The sequence below is a fragment of the Devosia oryziradicis genome (assembly GCF_016698645.1).
GTDB classification, from domain to species: Bacteria; Pseudomonadota; Alphaproteobacteria; order Rhizobiales; family Devosiaceae; genus Devosia; species Devosia oryziradicis.
Window position 1 is genome coordinate 224,223 of record NZ_CP068047.1, and the last position, 25,623, is coordinate 249,845.

A 25,623-nucleotide genomic window follows, 5' to 3' on the forward strand; every position below is an offset into this window, starting at 1 on the left:
CAAAGCCTGCCCCATGATGCATTGATCCGCCCAACTTGTATGGGAGATGCACATGGGCGACGGCCAGAAGCGGTTCGGACTGGGCGTGGTGGGGGCCGGCATGGGCGCCAAGCCGCATGCTTTGGCGCTGCAGTCGCTGGCGGGAAGCATCGACGTCCGCGGCGTCTATCGCCGCAACCGGGCCGAGCTCGACACCTTCTGCCAGACCTATGGCTTCCCCGCTGCCGAGAGCTACGAGGCGCTCCTCGCCGATCCTGAGGTCGAAGCCATCCTCCTGCTGACCACACCCAATGCCCGCGAGGAGCTGGTGGCGGCGGCCGCCAGGGCAGGCAAGCATGTGCTGATGGAAAAGCCGGTCGAGCGCACGCTCGCGGCCGCCGAGCGGATTGTTCAGACTTGCGACGAGGCTGGCGTCACGCTCGGCATCATTTTCCAGCATCGCTTCCGCCGCGCCTCGCGCTACCTGGCCGAAGCGGTGGCGGAAGATCGTTATGGTCGCCTCGAAGCCGTGCATCTGGTGGTGCCGTGGTGGCGACCGCAGGCCGGCTATTACGACCAGCCTGGCCGCGGCACCCTGGAACAGGACGGCGGCGGCGTGCTCATTACCCAGGCCATCCATTCGCTTGATCTGATGCTCAGCCTCTGCGGCGACGTCAATGCGGTGACCGCCATGGCCAAAACCACGCGGTTCCACCAGATGGAAACCGAAGACTTCGTCTCGGCCGGACTCGAATTCAGCAACGGCGCCGTCGGCGCGGTCATGGCGACCACGGCGAGCTTCCCCGGCGGCCCGGAAAGCCTGACCCTCAACTTCGCCCGCGCCAGCGCAACCCTGACCGCCGGCAACCTGACGGTGCGGACCATGGACGGCGAAACCATCACGGAGGGCGAAGCCAGCCAGGGTGGCGGCGGCGCCGATCCGATGGCCTTCCCCTTCGAATGGCATGCCGCCCAGATCGCCGACTTCGTCGATGCCGTGCGCCACAGCCGCCAACCGCTCAGCAATGGACACACCGCCCTGCGGGTGCACCGGCTGATCGATGCGATGATGGCCTCGGCGCGGGAGGGGAAGCGAGTGGTTGTTTTCTGAGGCCGGTGGCTCCCCTCACCCCCTCCCAACCTCCCCATCAAGGGGGAGGTGCCGTCTTGTGGTTGTGGCAACCTCTCGCCCCCGAGTGGATAGAAACCTCCCCCTTGATGGGGGAGGTAGGAGGGGGTGGGGCTACGCGCTCGATTTGCGCGTCCCCTACCCCGCCAGTGCCTTCTTCTTTTCCACCCTTGCGCGGATGCTCTCGACGTCCGATTTCGGCGTCGCGGCGAACAGCGTGCGGGTATAGGCGTGTTGCGGGTTGCCGAACACTTCGTCGCGGCTACCATGCTCAACCACATCGCCGAAATACATCGCCATCACCTCGTCGGCGATGTAGCGCACGACGCTGAGGTCATGGCTGATGAAGACGTAGGTAAGGCCGAATTCGTCCTGCAAATCCTTGAGCAGGTTGAGGATCTGCGCCTGGACGGACAGGTCGAGCGCCGACACCGGCTCGTCGAGCACGAGGAAGCTCGGATTGAGCATCAGCGCCCGCGCGATGGCGATGCGCTGGCGCTGGCCGCCGGAAAACATGTGCGGGTAGCGGTTGAAATGCTCGGCGCCCAGGCCAACCTTGAGCAGCATGGCCATCGCCTTGTCGCGCCGCTCTGCCGCCGACATGGACGTGTTGAGCAGCAGCGGCTCGGCCAGCACGTCGCCGATCTTCTGGCGCGGATTGAGCGAGCCATAGGGGTTCTGGAACACGATCTGCACCTTCTGGCGCAGTTCGCGGGTGACATGGGCAGCGCTGGCGGGAATGCCGTCGATCAGGATCTCGCCCGACGTGGGCTTGTCGATCAGGGTGATCATGCGGGCCAGGGTGGACTTGCCGCAGCCGCTCTCGCCGACCACGGCCAGCGTCTTGCCCTTTTCGAGGGTGAAGTTCACGCCTTTGACGGCATGCACCATCTTGGCGGGCCTGAGAAAGCCGCCGGAAGAGACATAATCACGCTTGAGGTTGCGCACCTGGAGAACCGGGGTCGTCATGGTCAGACCCCCGGCGCCGGTTCGAAGACGAAATCGGACACCGTTGGCAGGCGGTCGCCCACCGCATTTTCCGGCAGCGCCGAGAGCAGCGCCCGCGTGTAGTTGGATTTGGGGTTCTCGAACAGGGAGAGCACGTCGGCCTCCTCCATCTTGTGCCCCTTGTACTGCACGATGACCCGGTCAGCCGTCTCGGCCACCACGCCCATGTCGTGGGTGATCATGATCAGCCCCATGCCGGTCTCGGCCTGGAGGCGTACGAGCAGGTCAAGGATCTGCTTCTGGATGGTCACGTCGAGCGCGGTGGTCGGCTCGTCGGCGATCAGGAGTTTTGGGTTGCAGGCAATGGCCATGGCGATCATGACGCGCTGGCACTGGCCGCCGCTCATCTGGTGCGGATAGGCGCCCAGCCGGTCGGCGCCATCCTTGATGCCGACCAGAGCCAGCAGTTCGATGGCCCGGTCGCGCGCAGCGCGGCCGCGCAGGCCCATATGCCGCTCGAGCACTTCCTCGATCTGGAAGCCGACCGTGAAGCAGGGATTGAGGCTCGCCACCGGCTCCTGGAAGATCATGGCAATGTCCTTGCCGATGATACGACGCTTCTCCTGCGCCGTCATTGTGAGCAGGTCGAGGCCCTCAAACTCCATCTTGTCGGCGGTGACCGTGGCGGTGCGTGGCAATAGGCCCATCACGGCCAGCATGGCGACCGATTTTCCCGAGCCGGATTCGCCGACAATGGCCAGCACTTCGCGGGCCTCGACCGACACATCGATGCCGTCGACGGCCTTGAAGAGACCGACGGACGTGTCGAAGGCGACGGTGAGATTCTTGATTTCAAGCAGAGCCATGGTCTCAGCTCCTCTTGAGCTTGGGGTCGAGCGCGTCGCGCAAGCCGTCGCCGATCAGGTTGATGGCCAGCACGGTGATCAGGATGGCCAGACCCGGAAAGGTCACGATCCAGGGGGCGCTGCTGATGAATTCGCGGCCTTTGGCCAGCATGGTGCCCCATTCCGGCGTCGGCGGCTGCGCGCCCATGCCCAGGAAGCCCAGGGCCGCCGCGTCGAGGATGGCGTTGGAGAAGGACAGCGTCGCCTGGACGATCAGCGGACCCAGGCAGTTGGGCAGGATGGTGATGCCCATCAGCCGGAAATGGCCGGCGCCGGCCATCCTGGCAGAGGTGACATATTCGCGGTTCTTTTCGGCCATGACCGAGGCACGCACCAGGCGGGCAAAGTGCGGCTGCAGCACCAGGGCAATGGCCAGCATGGCGTTGAGCAGGCCCGGCCCCAGGATCGCCACCAGCACCAGGGCCAACAGCAGCGAGGGGAAGGCGAGGATGATGTCCATCACCCGCATGATGGCGACATCGACCCAGCCGCGGAAATAGCCGGCCAGCAGTCCCAGAATGATGCCGACCGTGGCGGCGATGCTCACCACGACAAGGCCGATCGTCAACGAGTAGCGTGCGCCGTGGATGAGGCGGGACAGGATATCGCGGCCGACCTCGTCGGTGCCCAGGAGGAACCGGGGATCGGCACCACCCAGCCAGGGCGGCGGTAGCCGCGCGAAGCCGCGGAACTGCTGCTCGGGAGCATAGGGCGCGATCCAGGGCGCGAACAGCGCCAGCACAATGAAGATCGCGACGATGGCAAGGCCGATGACGGCCCCGCGATTCATCGAGAAATAGTGCCAGAACTCGGCAAGAGCAGCGCCGCGGGCGCTCTTGGTGGCGACTGGTTTGGAGATGTCTGTCATCATCGCACCCGAATGCGCGGGTTGATGACCGCGTAGAGAACGTCGACGATCAGGTTAACCGCCATGATGATGAGCGCGATCAGCAGCAGGCCGCTCTGGACCACCGGATAGTCGCGCTTGAGGATGGATTCGATCATCCACTTGCCGATGCCCGGCCAGGAGAAGATCGTTTCGGTGAGGATGGCGCCGGCCATCAGCGCACCGACTTGGAGGCCGATGGTGGTCACGACCGGGATCAGCGCATTGCGCAGGGCGTGGACGTTGATGACGCGGCGGGGCGAAAGGCCCTTGGCGCGCGCCGTGCGCACATAGTCGTCGCCAAGCACTTCAAGCATGGCCGAACGGGTCTGCCGCGCGATGACCGCCAGCGGAATGGTCGCCAGCACCACCGTCGGCAGGATCAGGTGCCGCAGCGCCGACACGAAGGCCGGCCAGTTGCCATAGAGCAGGCTGTCGATGGTCATGAAGCCGGTGATCGGGCGCAGGAAGAAGTTGAGCGCGATGCGGCCCGAAACCGGGGTCCAGCCGAGATAGCTGGAAAAGAACATGATCAGCAGCAGGCCCCACCAGAAGATGGGCATCGAATAGCCGGTCAGCGCCACGCCCATGGTGGCCTGGTCGAGCCAGGAGCCGCGCTTGACTGCGGCCAGCACGCCGGCCGGCACGCCGACGACGGTGGCCAGGATGATGGCGCAAAGGGCCAATTCGACCGTGGCCGGGAACAGGACCAGGAATTCGTTGAGAACGGGCCGCTTGGTGCCCAGGGACACGCCGAAATCGCCGGTCAGCACCGAGCCGAGATAATTGAGATATTGCTGCCACATGGGCAGGTTGTAGCCGAAGGCTTCCTTGAGGACTTCGTAGCGCTCGGGCGTCACGCCGTGCTCGCCAGCCATGGCGAGGATGGGGTCGCCGGGCAGCAGCCGGACAAAGGCAAAGGCGCAGATCGAAATGCCGATCACGGTCGGCACGATCAGCAGCAGCCTGCGGAAAATGTAGGAGATCATGAGCTTCTTCTTGAGTGGAGACGCCGGACCAAGGGCCCGGCGCCTCCCGATCTAGTTATTCGGTGACGTCGACATTGTCGAAGACGTGGTCACCCAGCGGGCTCTGGACGAAGCCAGTGACGCGCTTGTTCATCGGCACGAAGACCTTGGAGTGGGCCAGGGTCAGGGCCGGCTCTTCAGCCTTGAAGATCACCTGGGCCTGCTCGTAGAGCGCGGTGCGCTCTGCCGGATCGGTGGTGACCTTGGCCTTCTGGATCAGGTCTTCGAATTCCTCGTTGCACCAGAACGAGTAGTTCGACACGCCAATAGCCGAGCAGGAGAACAGGGTGGCAAAGAAGTTGTCCGGATCACCATTGTCGCCGGTCCAGCCGATCTGGAACGGACCCTTGCGACCTTCGGCCTTGCCGCGCTCGCGATATTCGGTCCATTCGTAGGTCACGATGTTGGCGGTGACGCCGATCGCGGCCCAGTCAGCCTGGATCATTTCGGCAACGCGCTGGGCGTTGGGGTTGTACGGACGCGACACGGGCATGGCCCAGAGGTCGGTGGTCAGTTCGGTGACACCGGCTTCGGCCAGCAGCGCCTTGGCGCCTTCGACGTCATAGGTGTCGTCGGCCACTTCGTTGTTGTACGACCACATGGTGGGCGGGATCAGGTTCTTGGCGACCTGGCCGGCACCCTGGTAGACGGCGTCGACGATGGCCTGCTTGTCGATGGCCATCGAGAGGGCCTTGCGGACCTTGACGTTATCGAACGGCGGCTCGGTGACGTTGTAGGACATGTAGCCGATATTGAGGCCTTCCTGCTCGAGAACGGTGATGTTCTCGTTGGCCTTGAGCATCTCGACGTCGGCGGGAGCCGGGTATGGGATGATGTCGCATTCGCCGGCGATCAGCTTCTGCGCACGCACCGATTGGTCGGGCGTGATGGCGAAGATCAGGTCGTCGATCTTGGCCTTCTCGCCGAAATATTCTTCGTTCTTGGCGTAGCGGATAACCGAGTCCAGCTGGTAGTCGACGAACTTGAACGGGCCCGTGCCGATCGGCTGGGTCGAGAGCAGTTCAGGCGTGCCGGCTTCGAGCAGCTTGTCGGCATATTCCTTGGACACGATGGAAGCGAACGGCATCGCCAGGTTGGCGATCATGGGCGCATTGGGTTCGCTCAGCACGAACTTGACGGTCAGGTCGTCGACCTTGACGATTTCCTTGACGTAGCGCGGCATGTCCATGCCCTGGTAGTAGTCCCAGGTCAGGTTGGCCAGGTAGGCGAAATACGGGTTGTCTTCCTTGAACTGGCGTTCAAACGAGAAGATCACGTCGTCGGCGTTGAAATCGCGCGTGGGCGTGAAATAGGGCTGGGTGTGGAACTTGACGCCCGAACGCAGCTTGAAGGTGATCTCGAGACCGTCTTCCGACACTTCCCAGCTCTCGGCCAGGCCCGGCTCCACGTCGGTGGTGCCAGGAACGAACGCGGCCAGACCATCATACATGGTGTGCGCGGACGCGTCGAAGTCGTTACCGCCGGTGGTCGGACCGGGATCGAAATGGGCAGGCGAGGCTTCCGAGCAGAATACGAGCTGCTTGGCCTGCGCGGCGCCAGCGGCGAGCGCCAGGATGGCGGTTGCCGCCAGCAGGCTTTTCATCAATTTCATGATTGTTGTCTCCCGATATTTATGCGCATCCGGCTTGCCAACCGGAGCTTGGGCGCCAACAAAGCCTAGAATCCAAGGGAGCGCAAGCAGACAGTTTGACCATTTGGTCAATTCGATGACGCCCAAAACACCATTCCACAGGATTGGACGCTTTTGGAATGAAGCGTTCGGCGCTCCTTAGCGGCTTGACCGGGCCCCGCTGGTAGGGAATCCATGGTCACCATGAGTTTATCGATTGCCACGGTCAGCCTCGTCGTCGCCGACTATGACGAGGCGATCGCTTTTTACTGCGAGCGCCTCGGCTTCGCGCTGGTCGCCGATACCGACATGGGTGGCGGCAAGCGCTGGGTCGTGGTGGCGCCGCCGGGCGGCAGCGGCGCGCAGTTGCTCCTGGCCAGGGCCGACGGCGAAGCGCAGCGCGCCGCCATCGGCAACCAGGGCGGCGGGCGCGTCATGTTCTTTCTTCAAACCAGTGATTTCGCCCGCGACCACGCGGCCATGACGGCGCGCGGCGTCCGGTTCCTCGAGGCGCCGCGCCACGAGGCCTATGGCTCGGTGGCGGTGTTCGAAGATCTTTACGGAAACAAATGGGACCTCATCCAGCCCAAGGCCTGATCCTGGCCCTGCTCGCCTTGCCGGCCACCGCTCAGGAAGCGGGGTGGCATTATTCGCCCCTGCCCGGCGAAGGCGATCGTGCCACGCTCGGCTGCGCGCTCAATTCGACACCCCAAACCTATGCCTGCATCGCCGTCCGCTGCGAGGACGACTATTCGACCGGCATCCACATCCATACCAGCCGGCCTGAAGGCGATGCGGGGCGGTGGGCCATCACCATCGACAAGGAGACACGCTCGTTCGATGCGCAGCCCTCCCAACCCTATGGCGCCCGGCTGGTGGGCGACTTTTCGTGGGTGCTGGACGGGCTCGTCAACGGGGCCGTCGCCTATCTCGAACCAGAGGCGGGCTCGGGCATGCCTGCCAATCACATTGCCCTTGATGGCTCGCTTTATGCGATCAATGCGGCGCTGGCATTCTGCGCCCCGCGCGTTCCGGTCGAACCGAAGGCCGAGCCGGGCGTTTAGGCAACAAGCCAACATGGAGAAGCACAATGGACCGTCGCCCGCTCGGACGCAGTGAGATCGTCATCGAACCCCTGGTGCTGGGTGGTAATGTCTTTGGCTGGACAGTGGACGAGAAGACCGGCTTTGCCATTCTCGATGCCTTTGTCGAAGAGGGTTTCTCGGCGATCGATACCGCCGAGGGCTATCCCAACTGGGTGCCCGGCAATCCGCCCGGCATGAGCGAAACCATTATCGGCAAATGGATGAAGGCGCGCGGCAATCGCGAGGCCGTTCACATCCTGACCAAGGTCAATTCGGCCAACAAGCCCGGCGGTCTGGCGGCAGACAAGGTCGCGGCCGGTTTCGATGCCTCGCTCAAGCGGCTCCAGACCGACTATGTCGACGTCTATTTCAGCCACTGGCCGGACCCCGAGACCAGCCACGAGGAAACGCTGGGCGCCTATGAACCGATGGTGCGGGCCGGCAAGGTGCGGGTGCTGGGCGCGTCCAACTACACGGCCGACATGGTCAAGGCCGCGCAGGAAACCGCGGTCATCAAGTCGCTACCGCGATATGAAGTGCTGCAGCCGCGCTACAACCTCTATGACCGCGCCGAGTTCGACGCCCTGCGCGACACGGTGGCCGAACAGGAGATGGGCACGGTCGTCTATTACAGCCTTGCGTCCGGCTTCCTCACCGGCAAGTACCGCTCCAAGGCCGATTTCGGCAAGTCACCGCGCGGCGGCGGCGTCGAGAGCTATCTGGACAAGAAAGGCACCAGCATTCTTGCGGCACTGGACAAGGTTGCTGCTGCCAATGACGCGACGCCCGCCGAGGTTTCGCTGGCCTGGCTGGTGGCACAACCCGGCGTCACCGCCCCGATTGCCTCGGCAACGTCGGTGGAACAGGTCAAGAGCCTCGCCAAGGGCGTGCGGCTCAAGCTCAGTGACGAAGATCTGCAGGCGCTGACGGAAGCGGGGAAGTAAGAGTGAGCCTGCCTACCACCGCGCGTCACCCTCGGGCTTGACCCGAGGGCTCTGCACTAAGCGACGCCAAGTCAAAAAGCAGATCGTCAGTATAGTGCCCTCGGGTCAAGCCCGAGGGTGACGATCGATTGGCGCGGCAGTCAGCCTACCACTCGAACTCCGGCCCGTTATCGCGCGCACCCATCAGGAACACGTCGCTCATCAGCCGCAGCGGCGCCGCGTCGACATCGCTTTGGTGGCGGTCCAAAAGGCCGGCGAAATGCTCGTACATGGCAGCATACTCGCCATCGCCGTGCTGCAGCACCAACTCGCCGTTGACGGTCAGCGAGCGACCGCCGCTTTCGAGCTTGATGACATCGCCCGTGCCGGTTTCGATGGCAAAGGTCCAGATTTCGCCGCTCTCCTCGAGCCAGTTGAAGCCGCCGGAGAGCTTGGGCTGATGCAACTGGCCGGATTTGAACACCATCTCGACGTCAACAGGCGTCTGCCGGTTGGCCGGGAAGGTCAGCCTGGCGCTTTCCACGAAGACCGGGAAGGGCATGATCTTGGTGAAGATGGAAAAGGCATTGATGCCGGGGTCGCACACGCCGAAGCCGCCGGGCTCCCACACCCAGTCCTGGCCGGGGTGCCACTTGCGCACGCTTTCGCGCCAGTCGATGCGCACCGACTTCACCCCATCCTGGGCCAGGATGGCCTTGGTACGGTCGACGGCCGGGTTCCACTGGCTGTGCCAGGTCTGGTAGAGCACCCGGTCGAGCCGGCGGGCGTGGTCCACCAGGTCATCGAGCTCCGAGATGGTGGTGGTGGGCGGCTTTTCCATCATCACGTCCTTGCCGGCGTCGAGCGCCTCGCGGACATATTGGTGGCGGATGCCCGGCGGGGTGCAGATCGAGACCAGCGAGACATCGGGCATGGCCGCATAGAGCTCGCCCGGCGTGCGGAAGGCGGGCAGGCCATTGTGGCTCAGGCCCCGCGTCGAAACGGTCGCCGCCAGTTCGAAATCATCGGATGCGTCGATGACCGGCAGGTGCTGGTCCTGTGCGATCTTGCCCACGCCGATGACGGCGATCCTGCGTTTGGCCATGGAATGGCTCCTCCGGAAAAGTCGGGCGTATAAAACAGAGCCACCCCCTCCCTGCCAAGGGGAATTGTATGATTATTTTAGCGCGGCTGGAGGGAGGCTACCGCACCAATATCGCCCGGAAGTCATTGACGTTGGTGCCGGTGGGTCCGGTTACCAGCAGGTCGCCGACCGCGTTGAAGGCGCCCCAGGCATCATTGCCGGCCAGGGCAGCCAGCGGGTCGATGCCGGCCTTGCGCATCCGCGTTGCCGTGGTGCCGTCGGCAAAGGCACCGGCATTGTCCTGCGAGCCATCGATGCCGTCAGTATCGGCAGCGAGCGCGGAGATATGGTCGACCCCGTCAATGGCGATGGCCAGGGCCAGCAGGAATTCGGCATTGCGGCCGCCACGGCCACCCGTGCCCCGCAGGGTGACGGTGGTCTCGCCACCCGACAGCAGCACGACGGACTTCTTGAACGGTCGGTTGCGCTGGGCAATCTCGCGCGCCATGGCCGCATGGACCAGCGCCACGTCGCGCGACTCGCCTTCGATTGAATCGGAGAGGATTGCGGCTTCGACGCCCTGCCGGCGCGCCAGCTCGGCCGCGGCCTCGAGCGACAGGGCGGCCGAGGCGATGGTGCGCACGCTGTTGCGGGCGAAGACCGGATTGCCGGGCTCGGGCGCCAGATTGTCGTCACCGGCCAGCAGCGCCTGGGCATGGGGCGGCAGGTCCAGTCGATAGAGGCTCGCATATTTACGCGCCAGCGCACGCGAGCCGGAGAGGGGAATGGTGGGGCCCGACGCAACCAGGGCCGGATCGTCGCCCGGAACGTCGGACACGACCAGCGTTGCCACGCGGGCCGGCGCGCAATGGGCCGCCAGCCGGCCGCCCTTGATGGTCGAAAACTGATTGCGGATCAGGTTCATAACCGAGATCGGCGCGCCGGAGGCCAGGAGTGCGCGGTTGATGGCCTGTTCGTCATCGAGCGTCAGACCCGGCGCTGGCGCCGGCAGCAGCGCCGAGCCGCCGCCCGAAATCAGCGCGACCACGAGGTCATTGGGGCCCAGGCCCGACACGGTTTCCAATATCCGCCGCGCCGCGAGGTAGCCGGCCTCGTCCGGTACGGGATGGGCCGCCTCGACGATCTCGATGCGCTCGCAGGCCTCGGCATAGCCATAGCGTGTCACCACCAGGCCCTTCAGCGGACCGGGCCAGGCCTGCTCGAAGGCGCGCGCCATCTGCGCCGAAGCCTTGCCGGCGCCAATGACGACGGTACGCCCCGTGGGCGGATCGGGCAGGTGGCGACGCACGGCCAGCGCCGGCTGGGCCTGGGCCACGGCCTGGCGAAACATCTGTTCGAGCAGTGCGCGATCCAACAATCTCTCCCGGCTTGCGATTCGCTGCGGGCAAGGGTAGCCACCAATGGGCCTGCTGGACAGTTGTCAAACAGCCGACACAGACTGCGCTTAGCGGCTGAGGCCAGGAGCTCCGATGACCGAACGATTCGCGATCTATTTTGCCCCCGCCGCCACCAGCAACCTCTGGGAGCGGGCTGCGACCTGGCTTGGCCGCGACGCCGCCGATGGCGACCTGTTCGATGGCCCCGTGGCCGGCATCGACCGAGACCGCCTGCTCAACCTCACCCAGTCGGCGAATCGCTACGGGTTTCACGCCACGCTCAAGGCGCCCATGGCCCTGGCCGAGGACAGCGACGAAGCCCTGTTGCGCGCGGCGCTCACCAATTTCGCCGCCCGCCACCGTCCCATCGCGCTGGGTCGGCTCAAGCTCGCGTCGCTGCACGGCTTTCTTGCGCTTGTGCTCGATGGCGACAACGAAGCACTTCAGGATTTCGCCGCCCATGTGGTGGAGGATTTCGATCCCTTCCGCGCACCGATGACGGTCAAGGACCGCGCCGCCCGGGCCAGGGGCCTTAGCGAACGCCAGCTCGAGCTGCTCGATGCCTATGGCTATCCCTATGTGTTCGAAGAGTTCCGCTTCCACATGACCCTGACCGATCGTCTGAGCGACGACGATGCGGCGGAGATCGCGGCGGCCGCGGCAACCTGGTTCGGCCCGGCGCTCGAAGAGCCGGTGGTGCTCGACCGGCTTTCGCTGTTTGTCGAGACCGAAGCGGGCAAGCCGTTCCGCCGCGCCGGCGATTTCAAGCTGGAAGGCGTTATCTGATGGGCGCGGCGGCCTTCCGCAATGCCCGGATCGTGCTCGCCGATGAGATCGTCGATGGCAGCGTGGCGGTGGATGGCGATCGGATTGCCGGCCTGGACCGGGGTATCAGCCAGGTCGGCGAAGATTTCGAGGGCGACTACCTGATCCCGGGCCTGGTCGAGCTCCACACCGATCATCTGGAAAACCACTACCGTCCGCGCCCGGGTGTGTTCTGGGATGCCATGGCTTCGCTGCATGCCCATGACGTGCAGATCGCGGGCTCGGGCATCACCACCGTGTTCGACGCCGTGCGCATCGGGTCCGATCGGGATATGCCGCAGATGCGCGAGCATGCCGGCATGCTGATCGATGCGATCAGGGCGGCGCGGCAACAGGGTTGGCTGCGGGCCGAGCACCTGGTCCACCTGCGCTGCGAATTGCCCAGTGCCGACGTGATCGACCATTACGAGAGCTTTGTCGAGTTTCCCGAAACGCGCCTCATCTCGCTGATGGACCATACGCCGGGGCAGCGCCAGTTCACCTCGCTCGAAACCTACAAGCTGTTTTACAAGAAGCAGCTGGGGGTGACGCAGGAGGAGGTCGAGCGCTACCTTGCCGAGGCTCTGGCCCAGCATGAGCGTCACGCTGCGCCCAACCGCCGCCACCTGGTGCAACGGGCGCGGGCGCTGCACCTGGCCATGGCCAGCCATGACGATGCAACCCTGGCCCATGTCGAGCAGGCGGTGGAGGACGGCGTCGCCATTGCCGAATTCCCAACCACGCTGGAGGCCGCGGCGGCGGCCCATGATGCCGGGCTTGCCATTCTGATGGGCGCGCCAAATGTGGTGCGCGGCAAGTCGCATTCAGGCAATATCTCGGCAACCGATCTGGTGCGGGCAGGCCTGTTGGATATCCTGAGTTCAGACTATGTGCCGTTTGCGCCGTTGCAGGCGGCCTTCGCGCTGCCGCAGCGGGTGGACAATGTGGCGCTGCCCACGGCGCTCGCCACCGTCACCCGCAATCCGGCGCGCGCCGTCGGGCTCGATGACCGCGGCGAGATTGCCATCGGCAAACGTGCCGACCTGGTGCGGATCAAGCTGGTGGGCGGGCTGCCGGTCGTGCGCGGCGTCTGGCGCCAGGGCATCAGGGTCAGCTGAGCCATGGCCCGCCCGCTCGGATCGCTGGTCCTGGTTGTCGGCCCCTCGGGCGTGGGCAAGGACACGCTCATCTCCGGCGCGCGCCATGCTCTGGAAAACGACAAGCGCTTCGTCTTTGTCCGGCGTCTGGTGACCCGGCCGAGCGACGCCGAGATCGAGGATCATGACAGTCTCGATCGGGAAACGTTTCGGGACATGGAGGAGGCCGGGCGGTTTGCGCTGTCCTGGGACGCGCATAACCTGCGCTACGCCCTCCCCCTGAGCGTCGACACCGACCTGGCGCTCGGCAAGACCGTGGTCGCCAATGTCTCCCGCCATATCGTCCCCGAGGCGATCAAGCGCTATCCCACCTCGGTGGTCGTGCTCATCACGGCGGAAATCTCCTGCCGGGCGGAGCGGCTGATTCGGCGCGGCCGCGAGAGCCCCGACCAGATCACGGCCCGGCTGGCGCGGGAAAGTGCCCCCGTCCCCTCGGGCATTACCCCCATCATCATCGACAATTCCGGCCTGCTGGCCATCGGGGTCACCGCCTTCGTGATGGCGCTGCGGACGATCGCGGCACAGGAATAGGCGCGGCCACTGAACCCGGAGCCGACTGGCGCGTTGCTGTCTGCAGCAAGCGTCAGGAGTTCTCATGAGCCGCAATGGACTATATGCCGTGATCGCCATCCTGCTGGTCGCGATCGTCGGCTTTGGCATTTATACCTATCAACAGCAGCAGGCGCGCCCCGGCCTCGAGGTGCGCATCGACGAACAGGGAGTATCGATCGATGGAAATGGCTGACCAAACCGACCGCCGGCAGGCCATTGCCGCAGCCATTGCGGCCGAGCTCGAGCGGCAGGCCCAATCGGGTGCGGCGCGTGTCGATGTCGAAGCGCTGGCCAATGCCGTCGAGGAAACGCTCGATCCGCCCCCACCGGCCGCCGAGGGCAAGCGTCCAGACGAACTCAATGCCACCAATGACGACTGACCGAGGACAGCAAAATCCCCACTGACACCTATGCGCTCATCGGCCTTGGCGTGGGCGCCATCGTCGTCCTGTGGCTGGTCTTTTCGGTTCTGAAGAAGCTGGTTGGCCTGGTGATCCTGGCGGCCCTTGCGGCGGCCGGGTTCGTGCTGTGGCAGAATCCGGCGCTGTGGCAGGCGCTGGTCGGCTGGTTGCAAAGCCTGGCGTAACCGGCGTCGCGGCCAGCGGGTAGCCGCGCTATGGCGCGACTACCAGTCAGATTGCGGCGTCGCCCTTGCGGACGGCTTGCGACACGGCAAAGTGGGCCTTTTCGACGGTTTCGAACTGCTGGCCGTCTATGGCGAATGCCGGCAGTTTGACCGCAAGGAAGCGGTAGCCGTCGGCATGTGGCACAACGACGCCGAGCGGTTCCCCGGCAACTTCTATGACGATCGGCTTGTGGGCCTGGGCCCGGTCGAGACTGCGTTCCTGCATGGGTGGATGCTCCACTTGCGCATTGCACAGGTCAGGAATCTGGTGAGCAAGGAAGCTTGCACCATCCTGTCCGGCAACGCTGGGGTTCTATCGGAAGACTGAGACGAAGGCGTGACAGCGGGTCACATTCGTTTCGACTGACAGATCCCTTGCCAGCGTTTGGACGCATGCAGGCCGGTGCGTACGAGATTGCAACCTGCATGGATGGTGAAGGTCGTCGATGGGGTCATCTTCAGTCCTTTCCTGCGGGTTGAACGACGCAATATCGGCAAGTGCCGATAGGTGAGGGCAAGATAGGGGCGTTCGGTGGCAATTGCCAGAGCCCCACCGACCACAAAATGCAGATTCTCGGAAAAAGACGGCTCGACTTTCGGCCTAGAGCGAAAATTCGGATGCTTACGCTCATATTTTTCCGCTGCGGGCCGATCCGCTCCGTGTGTGACGGCGACGCTTGAACTGGCTCGGACAATCTGGTGTTGTCCGCCTTCAACAAGCGTCACTGCGGAAGCGAACCGCGGCGGAGGGGTGTACCAAAGTGTCCGAAGACGACCTGCCGCAGGCCACCACCAAGGGCAAGCGTGGCGTCAAGCCATCCGGCAAGCCCACGCTCAAAACCATCGCGCAGATGACCGGCTTTGCCGTCACCACGATTTCGCGCGCGCTCAACAATGCCCCGGAGCTGGCGCAGGAAACCCGCGACCGGGTACAGAAGATCGCCGCCGAAATCGGGTACCTGCCCGATCGGGCGGCCCTGCGCCTCAAGACGGGCCGCACCAACGTCATCGCCCTGGTGCTCGAGCCGGACGAGCAGATCTACGGCTTCGGCTCCTCCATCGTCACCGGCCTCACCGAGGCGGTGCGGGACACGGCCTATCACATCGTCATCACGCCACTGTTCCGCAATGTGCAGCCAATCGAGCCGATCAGGCATATCGTGCGCAATCGCATGGCCGATGGCGTCATCTTCTCGAAGGCCGAGAGCTTCGACGAGCGCATCCGCTTCCTGATCGACAATGACTTTCCCTTTGCCAGCCACGGCCGCACCAAGTGGCCCGAGGCGCATCCCTGGGTCGATTTCGACAATGAGACCTACGCCTATCTGGCCACCAAACGCCTCGCGCAAAAGGGCTGCAAGTCGGTGTCGATCGTGCTGCCCGAAAGTGCCCTGACCTATACCGACCATCTCAAGGCCGGCGTCGCCCGCGCGGCCCGCGAAGCGGGCATAGCGCATGAATTTGCCACTGATGTAACGCTGCACAGCCAGACCGATGCCATCCGCAACTATGTCAGCAAGCGCTCCAGACGCCCCGATGGGCCCGATGGGTGGGTCTGCGCCTCGGAAGTCTCGGCCCTGGCCGTGATCGGCGCCCTCAACGAGAGCGGCAAGACCGTGGGCAAGGACGTGCATGTGGTGTCCAAGCAGTCCTCGGAGATGTTCGCCCAGTTCCAGCCGGGCGCCGAAACCGTGCACGAGGACTTCGTCGACGCCGGCCGCCACCTGGGCGCCCTGCTGCTGCGCCGCATTGCCGGCGAAGCGCCGGAGGAACTGCACTATCTGGCCAAGCCTGGGGTTGACTGGAAGGATTGAGGGCAGTTGCACAGCATTGCCCTGCCACCGGCCGTCACCCTCGGGCTTGACCCGAGGGCGTTACACTTTCTGGACTCGGTAAGTGGAGAGCCCTCGGGTCAGGCCCGAGGGTGACGATCGAGTGTGTGGCAACAGCCGGCCCTGCGCGCGCATAGCGCTCCGGGCGTTCGGCATCCTCACCCTTCGAGCTCTTCCCTGAGCAGTTCCATTTCCAGCCACTGCTCCTCGGCGGCAGCGAGCTTGGCCTCGGCGTCCATCAGCGCCTTGGACTTGGCGGCGAAGCCGGATGGGTCGCGGGCATAGAAATTGGGGTCAGCCAGGACAGCGTTGATGGCCCTGATCTCGTCTTCCAGCCCATTGATGGTCTTGGGCAGCGTTTCGAGCGCGTGCTTTTCCTTGAAGCTGAGCTTGCGCTTGGGGGCGGCCGATACTGCCGCAGTCGTCTGGACCAACGTGGTCTTGCCAGGCTTGTGAACTTTGATCGCCGGCTCGCGCGCCGTGACGCCCTCGCCGCGTTGGATTACCATGTCGGAATAGCCGCCGGCATATTCGGTCCAGACGCCATTGCCCTCGGCAATAATGACCGATGTCGCCACCCGGTCGAGGAAATCGCGATCGTGACTGACCACGATGACGGTGCCGGCATAGTCGCTGACCATCTCCTCGAGCAGGTCGAGTGTTTCGAGGTCAAGATCGTTGGTCGGCTCGTCGAGCACCAGGAAGTTGGAGGGCAGCGACAGCGCACGGGCCAGAGCCACGCGGGCGCGCTCGCCGCCGGACAGTTTGCCGATCGGCGTATTGGCCTGTTCGGGCCCGAACAGGAAGTCCTTCATGTAGCCCACGACATGCTTGGGCTGACCGTTGATCTGCAGCGTGTCCGAGCCGCCGCCGGTCAGCGCTTCCTTGAGCCTGGTATCGGGATGCAGCTTGGCGCGACCCTGGTCGAGCATGGCCAGTTCCAGCGCCGAACCCAGCTTGACCTTGCCGCTATCGGGCTGGTCGAGCCCCGTCAGCAGCTTGATCAGAGTGGTCTTGCCGGCGCCATTGGGGCCGACAATGCCGATGCGATCGCCACGCAGCACGCGCGTCGAAAAATCCCCCACGATGACGCGGTCGCCATAGGCCTTGGTGATGTTCTCGGCTTCCACTACCAGCGCACCCGAGGTGCGGCCCTCCGACACCTGCATGTTGACGGAGCCGGTGACGCGGCGCTGCTCGCGCCGATCCTGCCGCAGCCCGGCCAGCCGCTCGAGGCGCCCCACATTGCGCTTGCGCCGCGCGGTCACGCCATAGCGCAGCCAGTGTTCCTCGCGCACGATCTGGCGGTCGAGCTTGTGCCGATCGCGCTCCTCCTCTTCCAGCACCTGGTCGCGCCAGCCCTCGAAGGCGGAAAATCCCTTGTCGAGCCGCCGGGTCACGCCGCGGTCGAGCCAGACGGTGACGCGGGTGAGGTCACTGAGGAAGCGCCTGTCGTGGCTGATCAGCACCATGGCCGAGCGCAGGCTGTCCAGTTCGGCCTGCAGCCATTCGATGGCGGGAAGGTCGAGATGGTTGGTCGGTTCGTCCAGCAGCAGCACATCGGGCTTGGGCGCCAGCACGCGGGCCAAAGCAGCGCGGCGGCCTTCGCCACCCGAAAGATGCTTCGGATTTTCGGCGCCCGTCAGTCCCAGCGAGGTCAGCAGGTACTGCGCGCGATATTCGTCATCGCCCGGCCCCAGGCCCGCCTCGACATATTCCAGCGTCGTCGCATAGGCGGAGAGGTCGGGCTCCTGGGGCAGGTAGCGCACCGTCGCGCTTGGTTCCATGAAGCGCACGCCGCCATCATGGGCCACATCGCCGGCCGCGATCTTGAGCAGGGTGGACTTGCCCGAGCCGTTGCGCCCCACCAGCGCAATACGCTGGCCGGGCGAGACGATAAGCTCGGCGCTTTCGAGCAGCGTGGTGCCGCCGAAGGTCAAATGGATGTTCTGAAGCGAAAGAAGCGGTGCTGCGGCCATGGCGCGGATAGAGCATAGGCAAGGGGCAAAGAAAAGGCCGGTCGGGACGTTGAGGATCCTGACCGGCCCGGGGAGACGGTAGCAGCAAGCCCCGTCATGTCGGCAGCGCTGCGGAGCCATCCCCTCGGACCAGCCCATCGCCGCGCGATGACGGGATAAAAGCACAGGATATTATGATTGTCAAACTCATAATAATGGTCGCGAAGGGCCGGTCCGAGTTTGATGCCCTATCTCCGACAACTCCGCCCGGACTTATCCCCCTCTACAAAGCGCGTGGCACAATCACGCATCACTCCACGCGGCGGCCTGCAGGCGAACAGTGGTTGGGGTGGGCCGGGTGGGGGTTTTGCCTCTCCCACAGGTTCGAGCCCGGACGGAAGCGTGTGCGCGACCGGCCCGGTGCTGCTCCAAAAACCGGCACCCCGGACGGCTTCCGTCTCATGTTTTTATTTGCTCAGGGGCGAAACCCGTCTCGGGGTCCGCTTATCCATGGATAACTGCATCACAGGCGGCGCTTGCGCCTGCCTGGAGAAAGGCCAGGAATGACCCCAGGATCAGTGCGCCGGCTCCATGACCGCTTCCAGGGTCGATAGCCCGAGGCGATCGCGGATCGAACGCTTCTTGCTGGCCAGGTCGGCGATGGTGTGGCTGGCCAGCACTTCGAAAAAAGCACCCAAGGCTTCCCGCAAGGCGCCGTTGAGATCGCATTCCCCGATCAGCGGACAATCGGCGCCGTCCTCGAAGCATTCGGCCAGCGCGAAATTCTCTTCGGTCAGCCTGATCGTATCGAGCAGCGTGATGTCTTCGGCCTTGCGGCCCAGCCTGATGCCGCCATGGCGGCCACGCACCGTCGCCAGGAGGCCATTTTCGACCAGTGGCTTGATCAGCTTGAACAGGAACAGTTCGGAGATGTTGTAGGCCTTGGCGATGTCAGCGACGCGGCTCAGGCCAGGCTCGTTGACCGCGCAATAAACGAGGGTACGGATCGCATAGTTGGATTGGCGCGTGAGTCTCAATTGGAACCTCGTTCTGGCGGAATGCCGGGCCCTTCGGCAGCCCTCGGAGCCCAGTTCTGATTCCATTTTCGCGGCTCAGAACAGGCTCAACCTTATAACCATTCTAAAATATGTCAACTTAACCTGATGCAACCGTTCAAGTTTGAGAGGCATTCGGATCGCTGGACACCAGCTTAAATTCCCCGTATGAATTTAAATACGGAGACGAGCAAAGTGACCACGATTACGCGCGCGATGCTGAGTGATGCAGCGGCCCGACGCACCGGATTGAACAGAGCCGACACGGCAGCGATCGGTGAGGCCATGTTCGCCCTCATGGGCGAAGCGTTGATGGCGGGCGAAAACGTCAAGCTCACCGCGTTTGGCTCATTGCAGGTGCGATCGCGCGCCGAACGACTGGGCCGCAATCCCCGCACGGGCACCGAGCACCGCATTGCGCCACGGCAAACGGTGGTCTTCACCCCCAGCGCACAACTGCGCGAAGCGCTCGATCGGGCCGGTTCGGCCTCACCCGCCCGGGTCGGCGAGCCGGCCTAGAGCGCGTATCCCGGCAGGCCCTAGCGCAGCGCCCGCCCGGCTTCGTCGAACAGATGCACATTCGCGACCGGGACGCCGATATGGATGGTCTGGTGCAATTGCAGGTCCGGCGCGCCATCGAGTTTGACGGTGATGAGGTCGCCGGTGGGCAGTTCGACATAGGCCAGGGCATATTCGCCGAACTGCTCGATCACCGACAAGGTGCCGGTAAAGTGGGCGCTGTCGGGGCTGGCGAGTTCCAGATGTTCCGGCCGCACGCCCAGGGTGCGCGCCCTGGCCAATTGCGGGTGGGCCAGCGCCAGGACCTTGTTGCCCGGCAGCAGCAGGCCGCCTGCCTGCGGCGACACGGCAAGGAAGTTCATGCGCTGGCTGGCGATGAAGCCCGCCACGAATGTGTTGACCGGATTGGAATAGAGTTCGAGGGGCGAGCCCACCTGCTCGATCACCCCGGCATTCAGCACGACGATGCGGTCGGCCAGGGTCATGGCCTCGACCTGGTCGTGGGTCACGTAGATCATGGTGGCATCGAGCTGGTCGTGCAGCTTGGCGATCTCGATGCGGGTCTGGGCGCGCAGCGAGGCGTCCAGATTGGAGAGCGGCTCGTCGAACAGGAACACCTTGGGATTGCGCACGATGGCGCGGCCGATGGCGACGCGCTGGCGCTGGCCACCGGACAGGGCCTTGGGCATGCGTTCGAGGTAATCCTCGATCTGCAGGATCCGCGCGGCCTCCCTGACCCGCTGGTCGATCTCGGCCTTCGGCGTCTTGGCCAGCTTGAGACCGAAGGCCATGTTCTCGTAGACCGTCATATGCGGATAGAGCGCATAGGACTGGAACACCATGGCGATGCCGCGCTGGGGCGATGGCACGTCGTTGACCACCTTGCCATCGATGGCGATGTCGCCGCCGCTGATCGGCTCCAGGCCGGCGATCATGCGCAGCAGGGTGGACTTGCCGCAGCCCGAGGGGCCGACGAACACCACGAACTCGCCGGATTTGATGTCGAGGTCCACCCCATGGACCACTTCGAGCGATCCATAGGATTTGCGGACGCCGCGCAACGATACGTCGGACATGGAAGCCTCCTCAGGTTTCGATCAGGAGCGTGGCGATTTCGAAGGGCCGGAGCGACAGGGTCACGCCATTGTCCTTGATTTCCAGGGGCTTGCCGGCATCCTCCTCCATCAGGTTGACCGTGCGTACGGACTTGACGGGGATGCCGAAGGTGATGGTCGCCTCGGCCCGGATATTGGCATGCTCGAAGAGGCGCAGCACGACGGCATCGGACTTTTCGGCCTTCTTGACGGTCTCGAGCGTGACGTTGGATTGGTCGACACTGGCGAAGCTGAACTGCGACAACTCCGACGGCGGACTGTTGCTCGGAACGCGCGATCCGATGACGGAAACCGGGTTATTGAAGCGTTCGGCGGCACGGTGGACATCGGCCAGGTCGGCCACGCCATCATGCACGAACATGGCGTAGCGGATGCGGTGTTCACCGATGTCGGCATCGGGGCTGGGGAAGGTCGAGCCGCGCACGAGAGTCAGGCGTACCGACTGCTCCAGGCAATCATAGGCATACTTGCTGTCGTTGAGCAGGGCGATGCCGAAATCGGCTTCGCTCAGGTCGACCCAGCGGTGCATCGAGGCTTCGAAGCGGGCCCGATCCCAGGTGGTGTTGCGATGGGTCGGGCGCTTGACGTGACCGAACTGGATTTCGGAGCGGATTTCGGAGGTGTTGAGATCGAAGGGGAACTGGGCCTTGATGACCTGGGCCCGCTCCTGCCAGTCGATGAAGGTGTCGAACTCGACCTGACGTTCGCCAGCGGCGAGCGAAATGACCTGGACGACCTTGGACTTCTGATAGGTCCGCTCGACCCGGATGGCGGCGCGGTGCGGACCGGTTTCGACGACCGAGATCGAGGCTTTACCGTCGGCCAGGGGCCAGAACTGCTCCTCGAAATAGCGGTCGATATCCCAGGCGTCCCATTCCATGGGCTTGTCTTCATAGGCGATTAGGCGGTTGGCCGTCTTGCCCGGTTCGAGCGTCTCGCGCTTGCGGGTCTTGTCATAGACCGAGGTGATCTCGCCCGATTTGTCGAAGGTGACCTTGAGCAGATCATTCTCGAGATGCTTCTCGGAAACCGAGACTGCAGATGCGGCCGTGCCGTTGCCGGCGACAACTTGTCCCCCTGTCCAGCCGAGCGGGCTAATATTGCTGACCGGCGCGGCGAAGGATGCCGAGCCATCGGCCGCAAAAATCTTTTGGAGGGGATAGGTGCCGCCAAGGGTCGCCAGCTCGGCGCCGTCCAGCTTGGCGTCATCGCCAAGCGAGACGAGACCCGAGCGCGACTGTCCGGTGAAGTTGAAGAGGCGAAGCTGGTTGGAGCCCGGCTTGGCGAATGCCTGGGCCGCCGAATGCCATGGACCGTTCTGCGACCCCAGGGTCGAGAAGATCTGACCGTATTCGTTGTCGCTATCGACATAGACCTCGGGGATGGAGGTGCCCGGCAGGATGTCGTGGAACTGGTTGATCAGGACCAGCTCCCAGAACTCGGCCAGCGTGTCGCTCGGGTAAGCGGCGCCGGTCTGGGTGAGCGCCATGACGCCGAGGAATTCGAGCTCGCGCAGCAGGCGCTCGGCCTTACGATTGTTGGCCTTGTTCTTGGCGACCGAGGTCAGCGTGCCGCGGTGGTATTGCAGGTAAAGCTCGCCATTCCAGACCGGGAACTTGTTGCCCGGAGCATCCATCTTGGCGCCGAGACGCTCGAGGAAGGGGACGATGCCTTCGAGCTTGACGCGGGGGGCGCCGGGAATACCGCGTTCGAGGCGGATGCCGCGCTCGATCATGCCGCGGGTCGGGCCGCCGCCACCATCGCCATAGCCATAGGACATGACGACTTCGTTGTGCACAGCCTTAGGCTCGTAGCGCTTCCAGGCGCCCATGGTTTCGCTGACCGACAGATCGCCATTGTAGGTCGTGAAAATCTGCTCGCTATCATACTTCTGAGCGGTGATCAGTTGGGCCTTGGTGACCGTGCCGTCGATGCCGCGCCAGTGGAAACTGTCATAGGGATGGCGGTCGGTGTCGTTCCAGCTGAGCTTGGACGTGACGAAGTATTTGAGCCCCGACTTGTCCATTACCTGGGGCAGGTTGGCGGAATAGCCGAAGGTATCGGGCAGCCAGACGGTCTTGGGGTCGACGCCGAAATGATCGAGGTGGAAACGGCGGCCGCGCATGATCTGGCGGACCAGCGACTCGCCCGAGACGATATTGACGTCGGGCTCCACCCACATGGCGCCTTCGATCTCGAAATGGCCGGACTTGACCTTCTTGAGCAGGCGCTGCCACAGCTCGGGATAGTCCTGCTTGAGGAAGTCGAAGAGCACCGACTGGTTATACATGAAGATGAATTCGGGATATTCCTCCATCAGGTTGAGCACCGTGGCAAAGGACCGGCCGGTCTTGTCGCGGGTATGCATGACGCGCCAGAGCCAGCCCACATCGAGATGGGTCGAACCAACAGCGGTGATCTGCGGCTGGGTTTCGGTATCGACGAGCTTGTAGATTTCGGCGGCGATCCTCTCGGCCGCACCGAGCGAAGCCTCGAATTCGGGCGTGAAGCCATCACGGCGATCGAGGGCGCGCAGGGCGCGGTCGATGATGTTGAGGATGGCTTGGCGGCGCGGGTCGTTCTGATAGAGGCGCACGGCGACGTCGAGCGGCGTCTGGAGATCCCAGTAGAGTTTTTCGGCGCGCTCGCTGCGGGTGTAGAAATCGACGGTGAAACCGACCAGCGGACGCTCGAAGAAGGTGAAGGCGTTGACCAGGAGGGTGTGCTTGCTACCCGGCTTGGCATTGCGTTCGATGACCAGCTCGGTGTGGTTGCCATCGAGCGCCTGGGCGATCTTGCCGTCGATATAGGCCAGGCATTGCGGATCGGTGGAGCCGGGACGGTCCTGCCACTGCGACGTGAATTTGAGCACGAAGGTCTTGCCACGGGCGCCCTCGGGCACGGTCACCTCGGCGGCGAACCAGGTGTGGCCTTGCTTCCTGGCCCAGACCGAATGGGGGCCGAACTGTTCCCACTTGCGCCAGTCGGATTTGAGCGCCTCTTCTGCCGAGATATCGGCGCGCTGGACGTGCCACTGCCAGGGGACGTCGGCGACGGGGGTCAGGATCTTGCGCTCAAGGTCGGCACAGAGCCGAATGAGCTTTCCTTCCATCTTGAGATCGTCGTCCAGCAAACCGAGCTTGGTCGACATGGGATTGGAATAGGTCATCCTTTAACTCCGACACCGGCGAATCCTGTGTTCATGTTTCGCCGCAACAAGAAATAGACGCCGACCGCCGGCGCTGCGTAGATGATGGAAAAGGCCGTGAGAAAGCCGTAGTTGATGGCGCCCTGCTGACCGAAGGCCGCGTAGAGTCCCACCGACATGGGGAAGGCATCCTGCACGCGGGCAAAGATCAGCGGCAACAGGAACTCGTTCCAGGCGCCGGTGAATGAATAGAACCAGACCACGGCAATGCCGGCGCGCGACATGGGCAGCACGATCTTGGTGACGATCTGCAGAAGTGACGCGCCTTCGACATAGGCCGCTTCTTCGAGCTCGATCGGCACGGTGTCGAAGAAGTTCTTCAGCAGCAGCAGCGTGAAGGGCAGGTTGAGGATGGTCAGCGCGACGATGACGCCGAACTGGTTGAGCAGGCCGCCCCGCTGGGCGGCAAAATAGAGCGGCACCAGCACGCCGGCCGACGGCAGCATGCGTAGCAGGACCAGGGTCCATAGGAACGCATTGCGGCCCGGGATGCGCAGCCGCGATAGCGGATAGGCCGCGGAGATGCCGATGATGACGCTGAGCGTCGCGGTGCCCGCCGCGATCAGCATGGAATTGAGGAACTGCTTGCCGGCATTGCCGCTGACGGCGAGGGCAAAGTTGTCGAGGCCGACAGCGCGCGGGATTTCTAGCTGTCCGGTGGAGAGCGGGTTGAAGGCGTTGAGGAACAGCCAAGAGAAGGGGCTGACCCAGATGACGGCCATGAAGGCCAGCGCAATGGCCGTGATGCGCGAGGTGCCGGTGGATTCCATCTATTTGGGCTCCCGCAGCATGCGCAGATAGACCAGCGACAACAGCCCGACGATCGCCAGCATGGCGACCGAAATGGCGCTGCCGAAGCCCAGATTGCCGCGCGAAAAGCTCTGGTTGTAGAGGAAAACGGCCAAAGTCTGGGTGGCGGTGCCCGGCCCGCCCCCGGTCATGGCGAAGATCAGCGGGAAATAGGTGAAGGTCCAGATGGTGATGAAGAGCATGTTAGTAGCGATATGTGGCCGGATGATGGGCAGCATGACCAGCCAGATGCGCTGGAAGCCGGTGGCGCCATCGACCTTGGCGGCCTCGACCACTTCACGACTGACCGAATCCAAGGCCGCCGAGAACAGCAGGTAGCTCCAGGCGGTACCCTTCCAGATATTGGCGATGGTGACGACCGGCAGCGCGTATTCGTTGATAAAGTTGATCGGCGGCAGGCCGAAGGGGGTGACGAAGAGCTGGTTGATGAGACCGGTCTGCGATGTCGTGGCCGACCACAGGAAAGCCGCCACGATGTCGGGCAGCAGCCAGCCCAGCATGATGCAGACTTCGACCACGCTGCGGATGGTCGACTGGGTGCCGCGCAGCAAAGCCGCGAGCAGGAAGCCGAGCACCGATTGGCCGACAATGGCCGAGAAGAACACGAAGATAACGGTGGTCCAGAGCGATTCAAGGAAGCCGCGCCGGGTGAAGAGCCGTTCGAAATTCTGCAGGCCAACCCAGGACCACTCTACCGATTTCCTGCCCACCAAAGCCAGGTCGGTGAAGCTGAAAGCAAAGGCCCAGGCGGTGAAGTAGAGCAGCGCGCCGATCATGATCGCCGCCGGCAGCATGCCCAGGGCGAGGACGAAGAGGTTGCTGGTGAGCCAGGGATTGGCCTGGTTTTTCATGGGCACATTCTCGCTTGCGCGGAGCCGGCAAACAAACTGGGTGTCATCCCGGCCTTGAGCCGGGATCCATCCTGAGATCTCAAGATGGGCCCCGGCTCAAGACCGGGGTGACACCGCGCCTGCGGTGATAGCAGCGACCAAAC

26 protein-coding genes are annotated in these 25,623 nt (G+C 63.9%); 12 read left to right on the top strand and 14 right to left on the bottom strand.

Features of this window, described 5'->3' with window-relative positions:
• The first annotated feature begins 52 nt into the window (after positions 1-52).
• On the top strand, positions 53-1,090 hold the full coding sequence (locus JI749_RS01010) for a Gfo/Idh/MocA family protein (RefSeq protein ID WP_201657502.1): 1,038 nt from the start codon (positions 53-55) through the stop codon (positions 1,088-1,090).
• Between the two features lie 156 nt (positions 1,091-1,246).
• Here the strand turns inward: JI749_RS01010 and JI749_RS01015 are convergent, their stop codons facing one another.
• Genes JI749_RS01015 through JI749_RS01035 form a run of 5 tightly spaced genes read right to left on the bottom strand, consistent with a single transcriptional unit; the run spans position 1,247 to position 6,487 of the window.
• Complete coding sequence (locus tag JI749_RS01015) at positions 1,247-2,077, bottom strand: ABC transporter ATP-binding protein (protein WP_201657505.1); 831 nt, start codon at positions 2,075-2,077, stop codon at positions 1,247-1,249.
• Positions 2,078-2,079: 2 nt separating this feature from the next.
• Complete coding sequence (locus tag JI749_RS01020; protein WP_201657508.1) at positions 2,080-2,922, bottom strand: ABC transporter ATP-binding protein; 843 nt, start codon at positions 2,920-2,922, stop codon at positions 2,080-2,082.
• Between the two features lie 4 nt (positions 2,923-2,926).
• Complete coding sequence (locus JI749_RS01025) at positions 2,927-3,829, bottom strand: ABC transporter permease subunit (RefSeq protein ID WP_201657511.1); 903 nt, start codon at positions 3,827-3,829, stop codon at positions 2,927-2,929.
• A complete protein-coding gene (locus JI749_RS01030; protein WP_201657514.1) occupies positions 3,829-4,836 on the bottom strand; it encodes an ABC transporter permease subunit in 1,008 nt (335 codons plus the stop codon). The genes JI749_RS01025 and JI749_RS01030 overlap by 1 nt, the downstream gene beginning before the upstream one ends.
• Positions 4,837-4,891: 55 nt before the next feature.
• Positions 4,892-6,487: an ABC transporter substrate-binding protein gene (locus tag JI749_RS01035; RefSeq protein ID WP_201657517.1), complete on the bottom strand. Its 1,596-nt coding sequence runs from the start codon at positions 6,485-6,487 to the stop codon at positions 4,892-4,894.
• Positions 6,488-6,709: 222 nt separating this feature from the next.
• Between JI749_RS01035 and JI749_RS01040 the strand changes: the two genes are divergently transcribed.
• The 3 genes from JI749_RS01040 to JI749_RS01050 are packed head-to-tail and all read left to right on the top strand — an operon-like array spanning position 6,710 to position 8,534.
• Entirely contained in the window at positions 6,710-7,102 is a 393-nt protein-coding gene (locus JI749_RS01040; protein WP_201657520.1) for a VOC family protein, read from the top strand.
• The gene (locus tag JI749_RS01045; RefSeq protein ID WP_201657523.1) at positions 7,075-7,569 is read left to right on the top strand and encodes a hypothetical protein; all 495 of its coding nucleotides are present in this window, start codon (positions 7,075-7,077) and stop codon (positions 7,567-7,569) included. Before JI749_RS01040 ends, JI749_RS01045 begins: the two co-directional genes overlap by 28 nt.
• A gap of 26 nt (positions 7,570-7,595) precedes the next feature.
• A complete protein-coding gene (locus JI749_RS01050) occupies positions 7,596-8,534 on the top strand; it encodes an aldo/keto reductase (protein ID WP_201657526.1) in 939 nt (312 codons plus the stop codon).
• Positions 8,535-8,679: 145 nt separating this feature from the next.
• Here the strand turns inward: JI749_RS01050 and JI749_RS01055 are convergent, their stop codons facing one another.
• Positions 8,680-9,618, bottom strand: coding sequence for a Gfo/Idh/MocA family protein (locus tag JI749_RS01055; RefSeq protein ID WP_201657529.1), 939 nt, complete (start codon positions 9,616-9,618; stop codon positions 8,680-8,682).
• A 97-nt stretch (positions 9,619-9,715) separates the two neighbouring features.
• A complete protein-coding gene (locus JI749_RS01060; RefSeq protein WP_201662411.1) occupies positions 9,716-10,948 on the bottom strand; it encodes a glycerate kinase type-2 family protein in 1,233 nt (410 codons plus the stop codon).
• A gap of 139 nt (positions 10,949-11,087) precedes the next feature.
• On the opposite strand from JI749_RS01060, the gene JI749_RS01065 reads away from it, so the two are divergent.
• The 6 genes from JI749_RS01065 to JI749_RS01090 all read left to right on the top strand — a co-directional run bounded on the left by JI749_RS01065 (position 11,088) and on the right by JI749_RS01090 (position 14,093).
• Positions 11,088-11,780 (top strand): DUF1045 domain-containing protein, encoded by a 693-nt coding sequence (locus JI749_RS01065; protein WP_201657531.1) that lies wholly within the window; start codon positions 11,088-11,090, stop codon positions 11,778-11,780.
• Positions 11,780-12,916: an alpha-D-ribose 1-methylphosphonate 5-triphosphate diphosphatase gene (locus tag JI749_RS01070; RefSeq protein WP_201657534.1), complete on the top strand. Its 1,137-nt coding sequence runs from the start codon at positions 11,780-11,782 to the stop codon at positions 12,914-12,916. Before JI749_RS01065 ends, JI749_RS01070 begins: the two co-directional genes overlap by 1 nt.
• Positions 12,917-12,919: 3 nt before the next feature.
• Positions 12,920-13,486: a phosphonate metabolism protein/1,5-bisphosphokinase (PRPP-forming) PhnN gene (gene phnN / locus JI749_RS01075; RefSeq protein WP_201657537.1), complete on the top strand. Its 567-nt coding sequence runs from the start codon at positions 12,920-12,922 to the stop codon at positions 13,484-13,486.
• 64 nt (positions 13,487-13,550) lie between these two features.
• The gene (locus JI749_RS01080) at positions 13,551-13,700 is read left to right on the top strand and encodes a hypothetical protein (protein WP_201657540.1); all 150 of its coding nucleotides are present in this window, start codon (positions 13,551-13,553) and stop codon (positions 13,698-13,700) included.
• On the top strand, positions 13,693-13,887 hold the full coding sequence (locus JI749_RS01085) for a hypothetical protein (protein ID WP_201657544.1): 195 nt from the start codon (positions 13,693-13,695) through the stop codon (positions 13,885-13,887). The genes JI749_RS01080 and JI749_RS01085 overlap by 8 nt, the downstream gene beginning before the upstream one ends.
• 50 nt (positions 13,888-13,937) lie before the next feature.
• Entirely contained in the window at positions 13,938-14,093 is a 156-nt protein-coding gene (locus JI749_RS01090; RefSeq protein ID WP_201657547.1) for a hypothetical protein, read from the top strand.
• A 46-nt stretch (positions 14,094-14,139) separates the two neighbouring features.
• On the opposite strand, the gene JI749_RS01095 is transcribed toward JI749_RS01090, so the two are convergent.
• A complete protein-coding gene (locus JI749_RS01095; protein WP_201657550.1) occupies positions 14,140-14,358 on the bottom strand; it encodes a hypothetical protein in 219 nt (72 codons plus the stop codon).
• A 535-nt stretch (positions 14,359-14,893) separates the two neighbouring features.
• Between JI749_RS01095 and JI749_RS01100 the strand changes: the two genes are divergently transcribed.
• Positions 14,894-15,946 carry a LacI family transcriptional regulator gene (locus JI749_RS01100; RefSeq protein WP_233280822.1) on the top strand — a complete coding sequence of 351 codons (1,053 nt, stop codon included), beginning with the start codon at positions 14,894-14,896 and terminating at the stop codon, positions 15,944-15,946.
• Between the two features lie 176 nt (positions 15,947-16,122).
• Here the strand turns inward: JI749_RS01100 and JI749_RS01105 are convergent, their stop codons facing one another.
• Together JI749_RS01105 and rirA are read right to left on the bottom strand one after the other, a co-directional pair.
• A complete protein-coding gene (locus JI749_RS01105) occupies positions 16,123-17,943 on the bottom strand; it encodes an ABC-F family ATP-binding cassette domain-containing protein (RefSeq protein ID WP_201657553.1) in 1,821 nt (606 codons plus the stop codon).
• A 554-nt stretch (positions 17,944-18,497) separates the two neighbouring features.
• Entirely contained in the window at positions 18,498-18,959 is a 462-nt protein-coding gene (rirA, locus tag JI749_RS01110) for an iron-responsive transcriptional regulator RirA (protein WP_201657556.1), read from the bottom strand.
• A 213-nt stretch (positions 18,960-19,172) separates the two neighbouring features.
• Between rirA and JI749_RS01115 the strand changes: the two genes are divergently transcribed.
• Positions 19,173-19,496: an HU family DNA-binding protein gene (locus JI749_RS01115; protein WP_201657559.1), complete on the top strand. Its 324-nt coding sequence runs from the start codon at positions 19,173-19,175 to the stop codon at positions 19,494-19,496.
• 20 nt (positions 19,497-19,516) lie between these two features.
• On the opposite strand, the gene JI749_RS01120 is transcribed toward JI749_RS01115, so the two are convergent.
• The 4 genes from JI749_RS01120 to JI749_RS01135 are packed head-to-tail and all read right to left on the bottom strand — an operon-like array spanning position 19,517 to position 25,480.
• Positions 19,517-20,572, bottom strand: a complete 1,056-nt coding sequence (locus JI749_RS01120) for an ABC transporter ATP-binding protein (RefSeq protein ID WP_201657564.1) — start codon at positions 20,570-20,572, stop codon at positions 19,517-19,519.
• A gap of 10 nt (positions 20,573-20,582) precedes the next feature.
• The gene (locus tag JI749_RS01125; protein WP_201657567.1) at positions 20,583-23,780 is read right to left on the bottom strand and encodes an alpha-mannosidase; all 3,198 of its coding nucleotides are present in this window, start codon (positions 23,778-23,780) and stop codon (positions 20,583-20,585) included.
• On the bottom strand, positions 23,777-24,589 hold the full coding sequence (locus JI749_RS01130) for a carbohydrate ABC transporter permease (RefSeq protein WP_201657570.1): 813 nt from the start codon (positions 24,587-24,589) through the stop codon (positions 23,777-23,779). The genes JI749_RS01125 and JI749_RS01130 overlap by 4 nt, the downstream gene beginning before the upstream one ends.
• Positions 24,590-25,480, bottom strand: a complete 891-nt coding sequence (locus JI749_RS01135) for a carbohydrate ABC transporter permease (RefSeq protein ID WP_201657573.1) — start codon at positions 25,478-25,480, stop codon at positions 24,590-24,592. It abuts the gene before it with no gap.
• Positions 25,481-25,623: the final 143 nt, after the last annotated feature.

Coding starts and splice junctions, on each gene's coding strand:
- JI749_RS01010 (WP_201657502.1), top strand. CDS start 53: ATGGGCGACGGCCAGAAGCGGTTCGGACTGGGCGTGGTGGGGGCCGGC.
- JI749_RS01015 (WP_201657505.1), bottom strand. CDS start 2,077: ATGACGACCCCGGTTCTCCAGGTGCGCAACCTCAAGCGTGATTATGTC.
- JI749_RS01020 (WP_201657508.1), bottom strand. CDS start 2,922: ATGGCTCTGCTTGAAATCAAGAATCTCACCGTCGCCTTCGACACGTCC.
- JI749_RS01025 (WP_201657511.1), bottom strand. CDS start 3,829: ATGACAGACATCTCCAAACCAGTCGCCACCAAGAGCGCCCGCGGCGCT.
- JI749_RS01030 (WP_201657514.1), bottom strand. CDS start 4,836: ATGATCTCCTACATTTTCCGCAGGCTGCTGCTGATCGTGCCGACCGTG.
- JI749_RS01035 (WP_201657517.1), bottom strand. CDS start 6,487: ATGAAATTGATGAAAAGCCTGCTGGCGGCAACCGCCATCCTGGCGCTC.
- JI749_RS01040 (WP_201657520.1), top strand. CDS start 6,710: ATGAGTTTATCGATTGCCACGGTCAGCCTCGTCGTCGCCGACTATGAC.
- JI749_RS01045 (WP_201657523.1), top strand. CDS start 7,075: ATGGGACCTCATCCAGCCCAAGGCCTGATCCTGGCCCTGCTCGCCTTG.
- JI749_RS01050 (WP_201657526.1), top strand. CDS start 7,596: ATGGACCGTCGCCCGCTCGGACGCAGTGAGATCGTCATCGAACCCCTG.
- JI749_RS01055 (WP_201657529.1), bottom strand. CDS start 9,618: ATGGCCAAACGCAGGATCGCCGTCATCGGCGTGGGCAAGATCGCACAG.
- JI749_RS01060 (WP_201662411.1), bottom strand. CDS start 10,948: ATGTTTCGCCAGGCCGTGGCCCAGGCCCAGCCGGCGCTGGCCGTGCGT.
- JI749_RS01065 (WP_201657531.1), top strand. CDS start 11,088: ATGACCGAACGATTCGCGATCTATTTTGCCCCCGCCGCCACCAGCAAC.
- JI749_RS01070 (WP_201657534.1), top strand. CDS start 11,780: ATGGGCGCGGCGGCCTTCCGCAATGCCCGGATCGTGCTCGCCGATGAG.
- phnN (WP_201657537.1), top strand. CDS start 12,920: ATGGCCCGCCCGCTCGGATCGCTGGTCCTGGTTGTCGGCCCCTCGGGC.
- JI749_RS01080 (WP_201657540.1), top strand. CDS start 13,551: ATGAGCCGCAATGGACTATATGCCGTGATCGCCATCCTGCTGGTCGCG.
- JI749_RS01085 (WP_201657544.1), top strand. CDS start 13,693: ATGGCTGACCAAACCGACCGCCGGCAGGCCATTGCCGCAGCCATTGCG.
- JI749_RS01095 (WP_201657550.1), bottom strand. CDS start 14,358: ATGCAGGAACGCAGTCTCGACCGGGCCCAGGCCCACAAGCCGATCGTC.
- JI749_RS01105 (WP_201657553.1), bottom strand. CDS start 17,943: ATGGCCGCAGCACCGCTTCTTTCGCTTCAGAACATCCATTTGACCTTC.
- JI749_RS01120 (WP_201657564.1), bottom strand. CDS start 20,572: ATGTCCGACGTATCGTTGCGCGGCGTCCGCAAATCCTATGGATCGCTC.
- JI749_RS01125 (WP_201657567.1), bottom strand. CDS start 23,780: ATGACCTATTCCAATCCCATGTCGACCAAGCTCGGTTTGCTGGACGAC.
- JI749_RS01130 (WP_201657570.1), bottom strand. CDS start 24,589: ATGGAATCCACCGGCACCTCGCGCATCACGGCCATTGCGCTGGCCTTC.
- JI749_RS01135 (WP_201657573.1), bottom strand. CDS start 25,480: ATGAAAAACCAGGCCAATCCCTGGCTCACCAGCAACCTCTTCGTCCTC.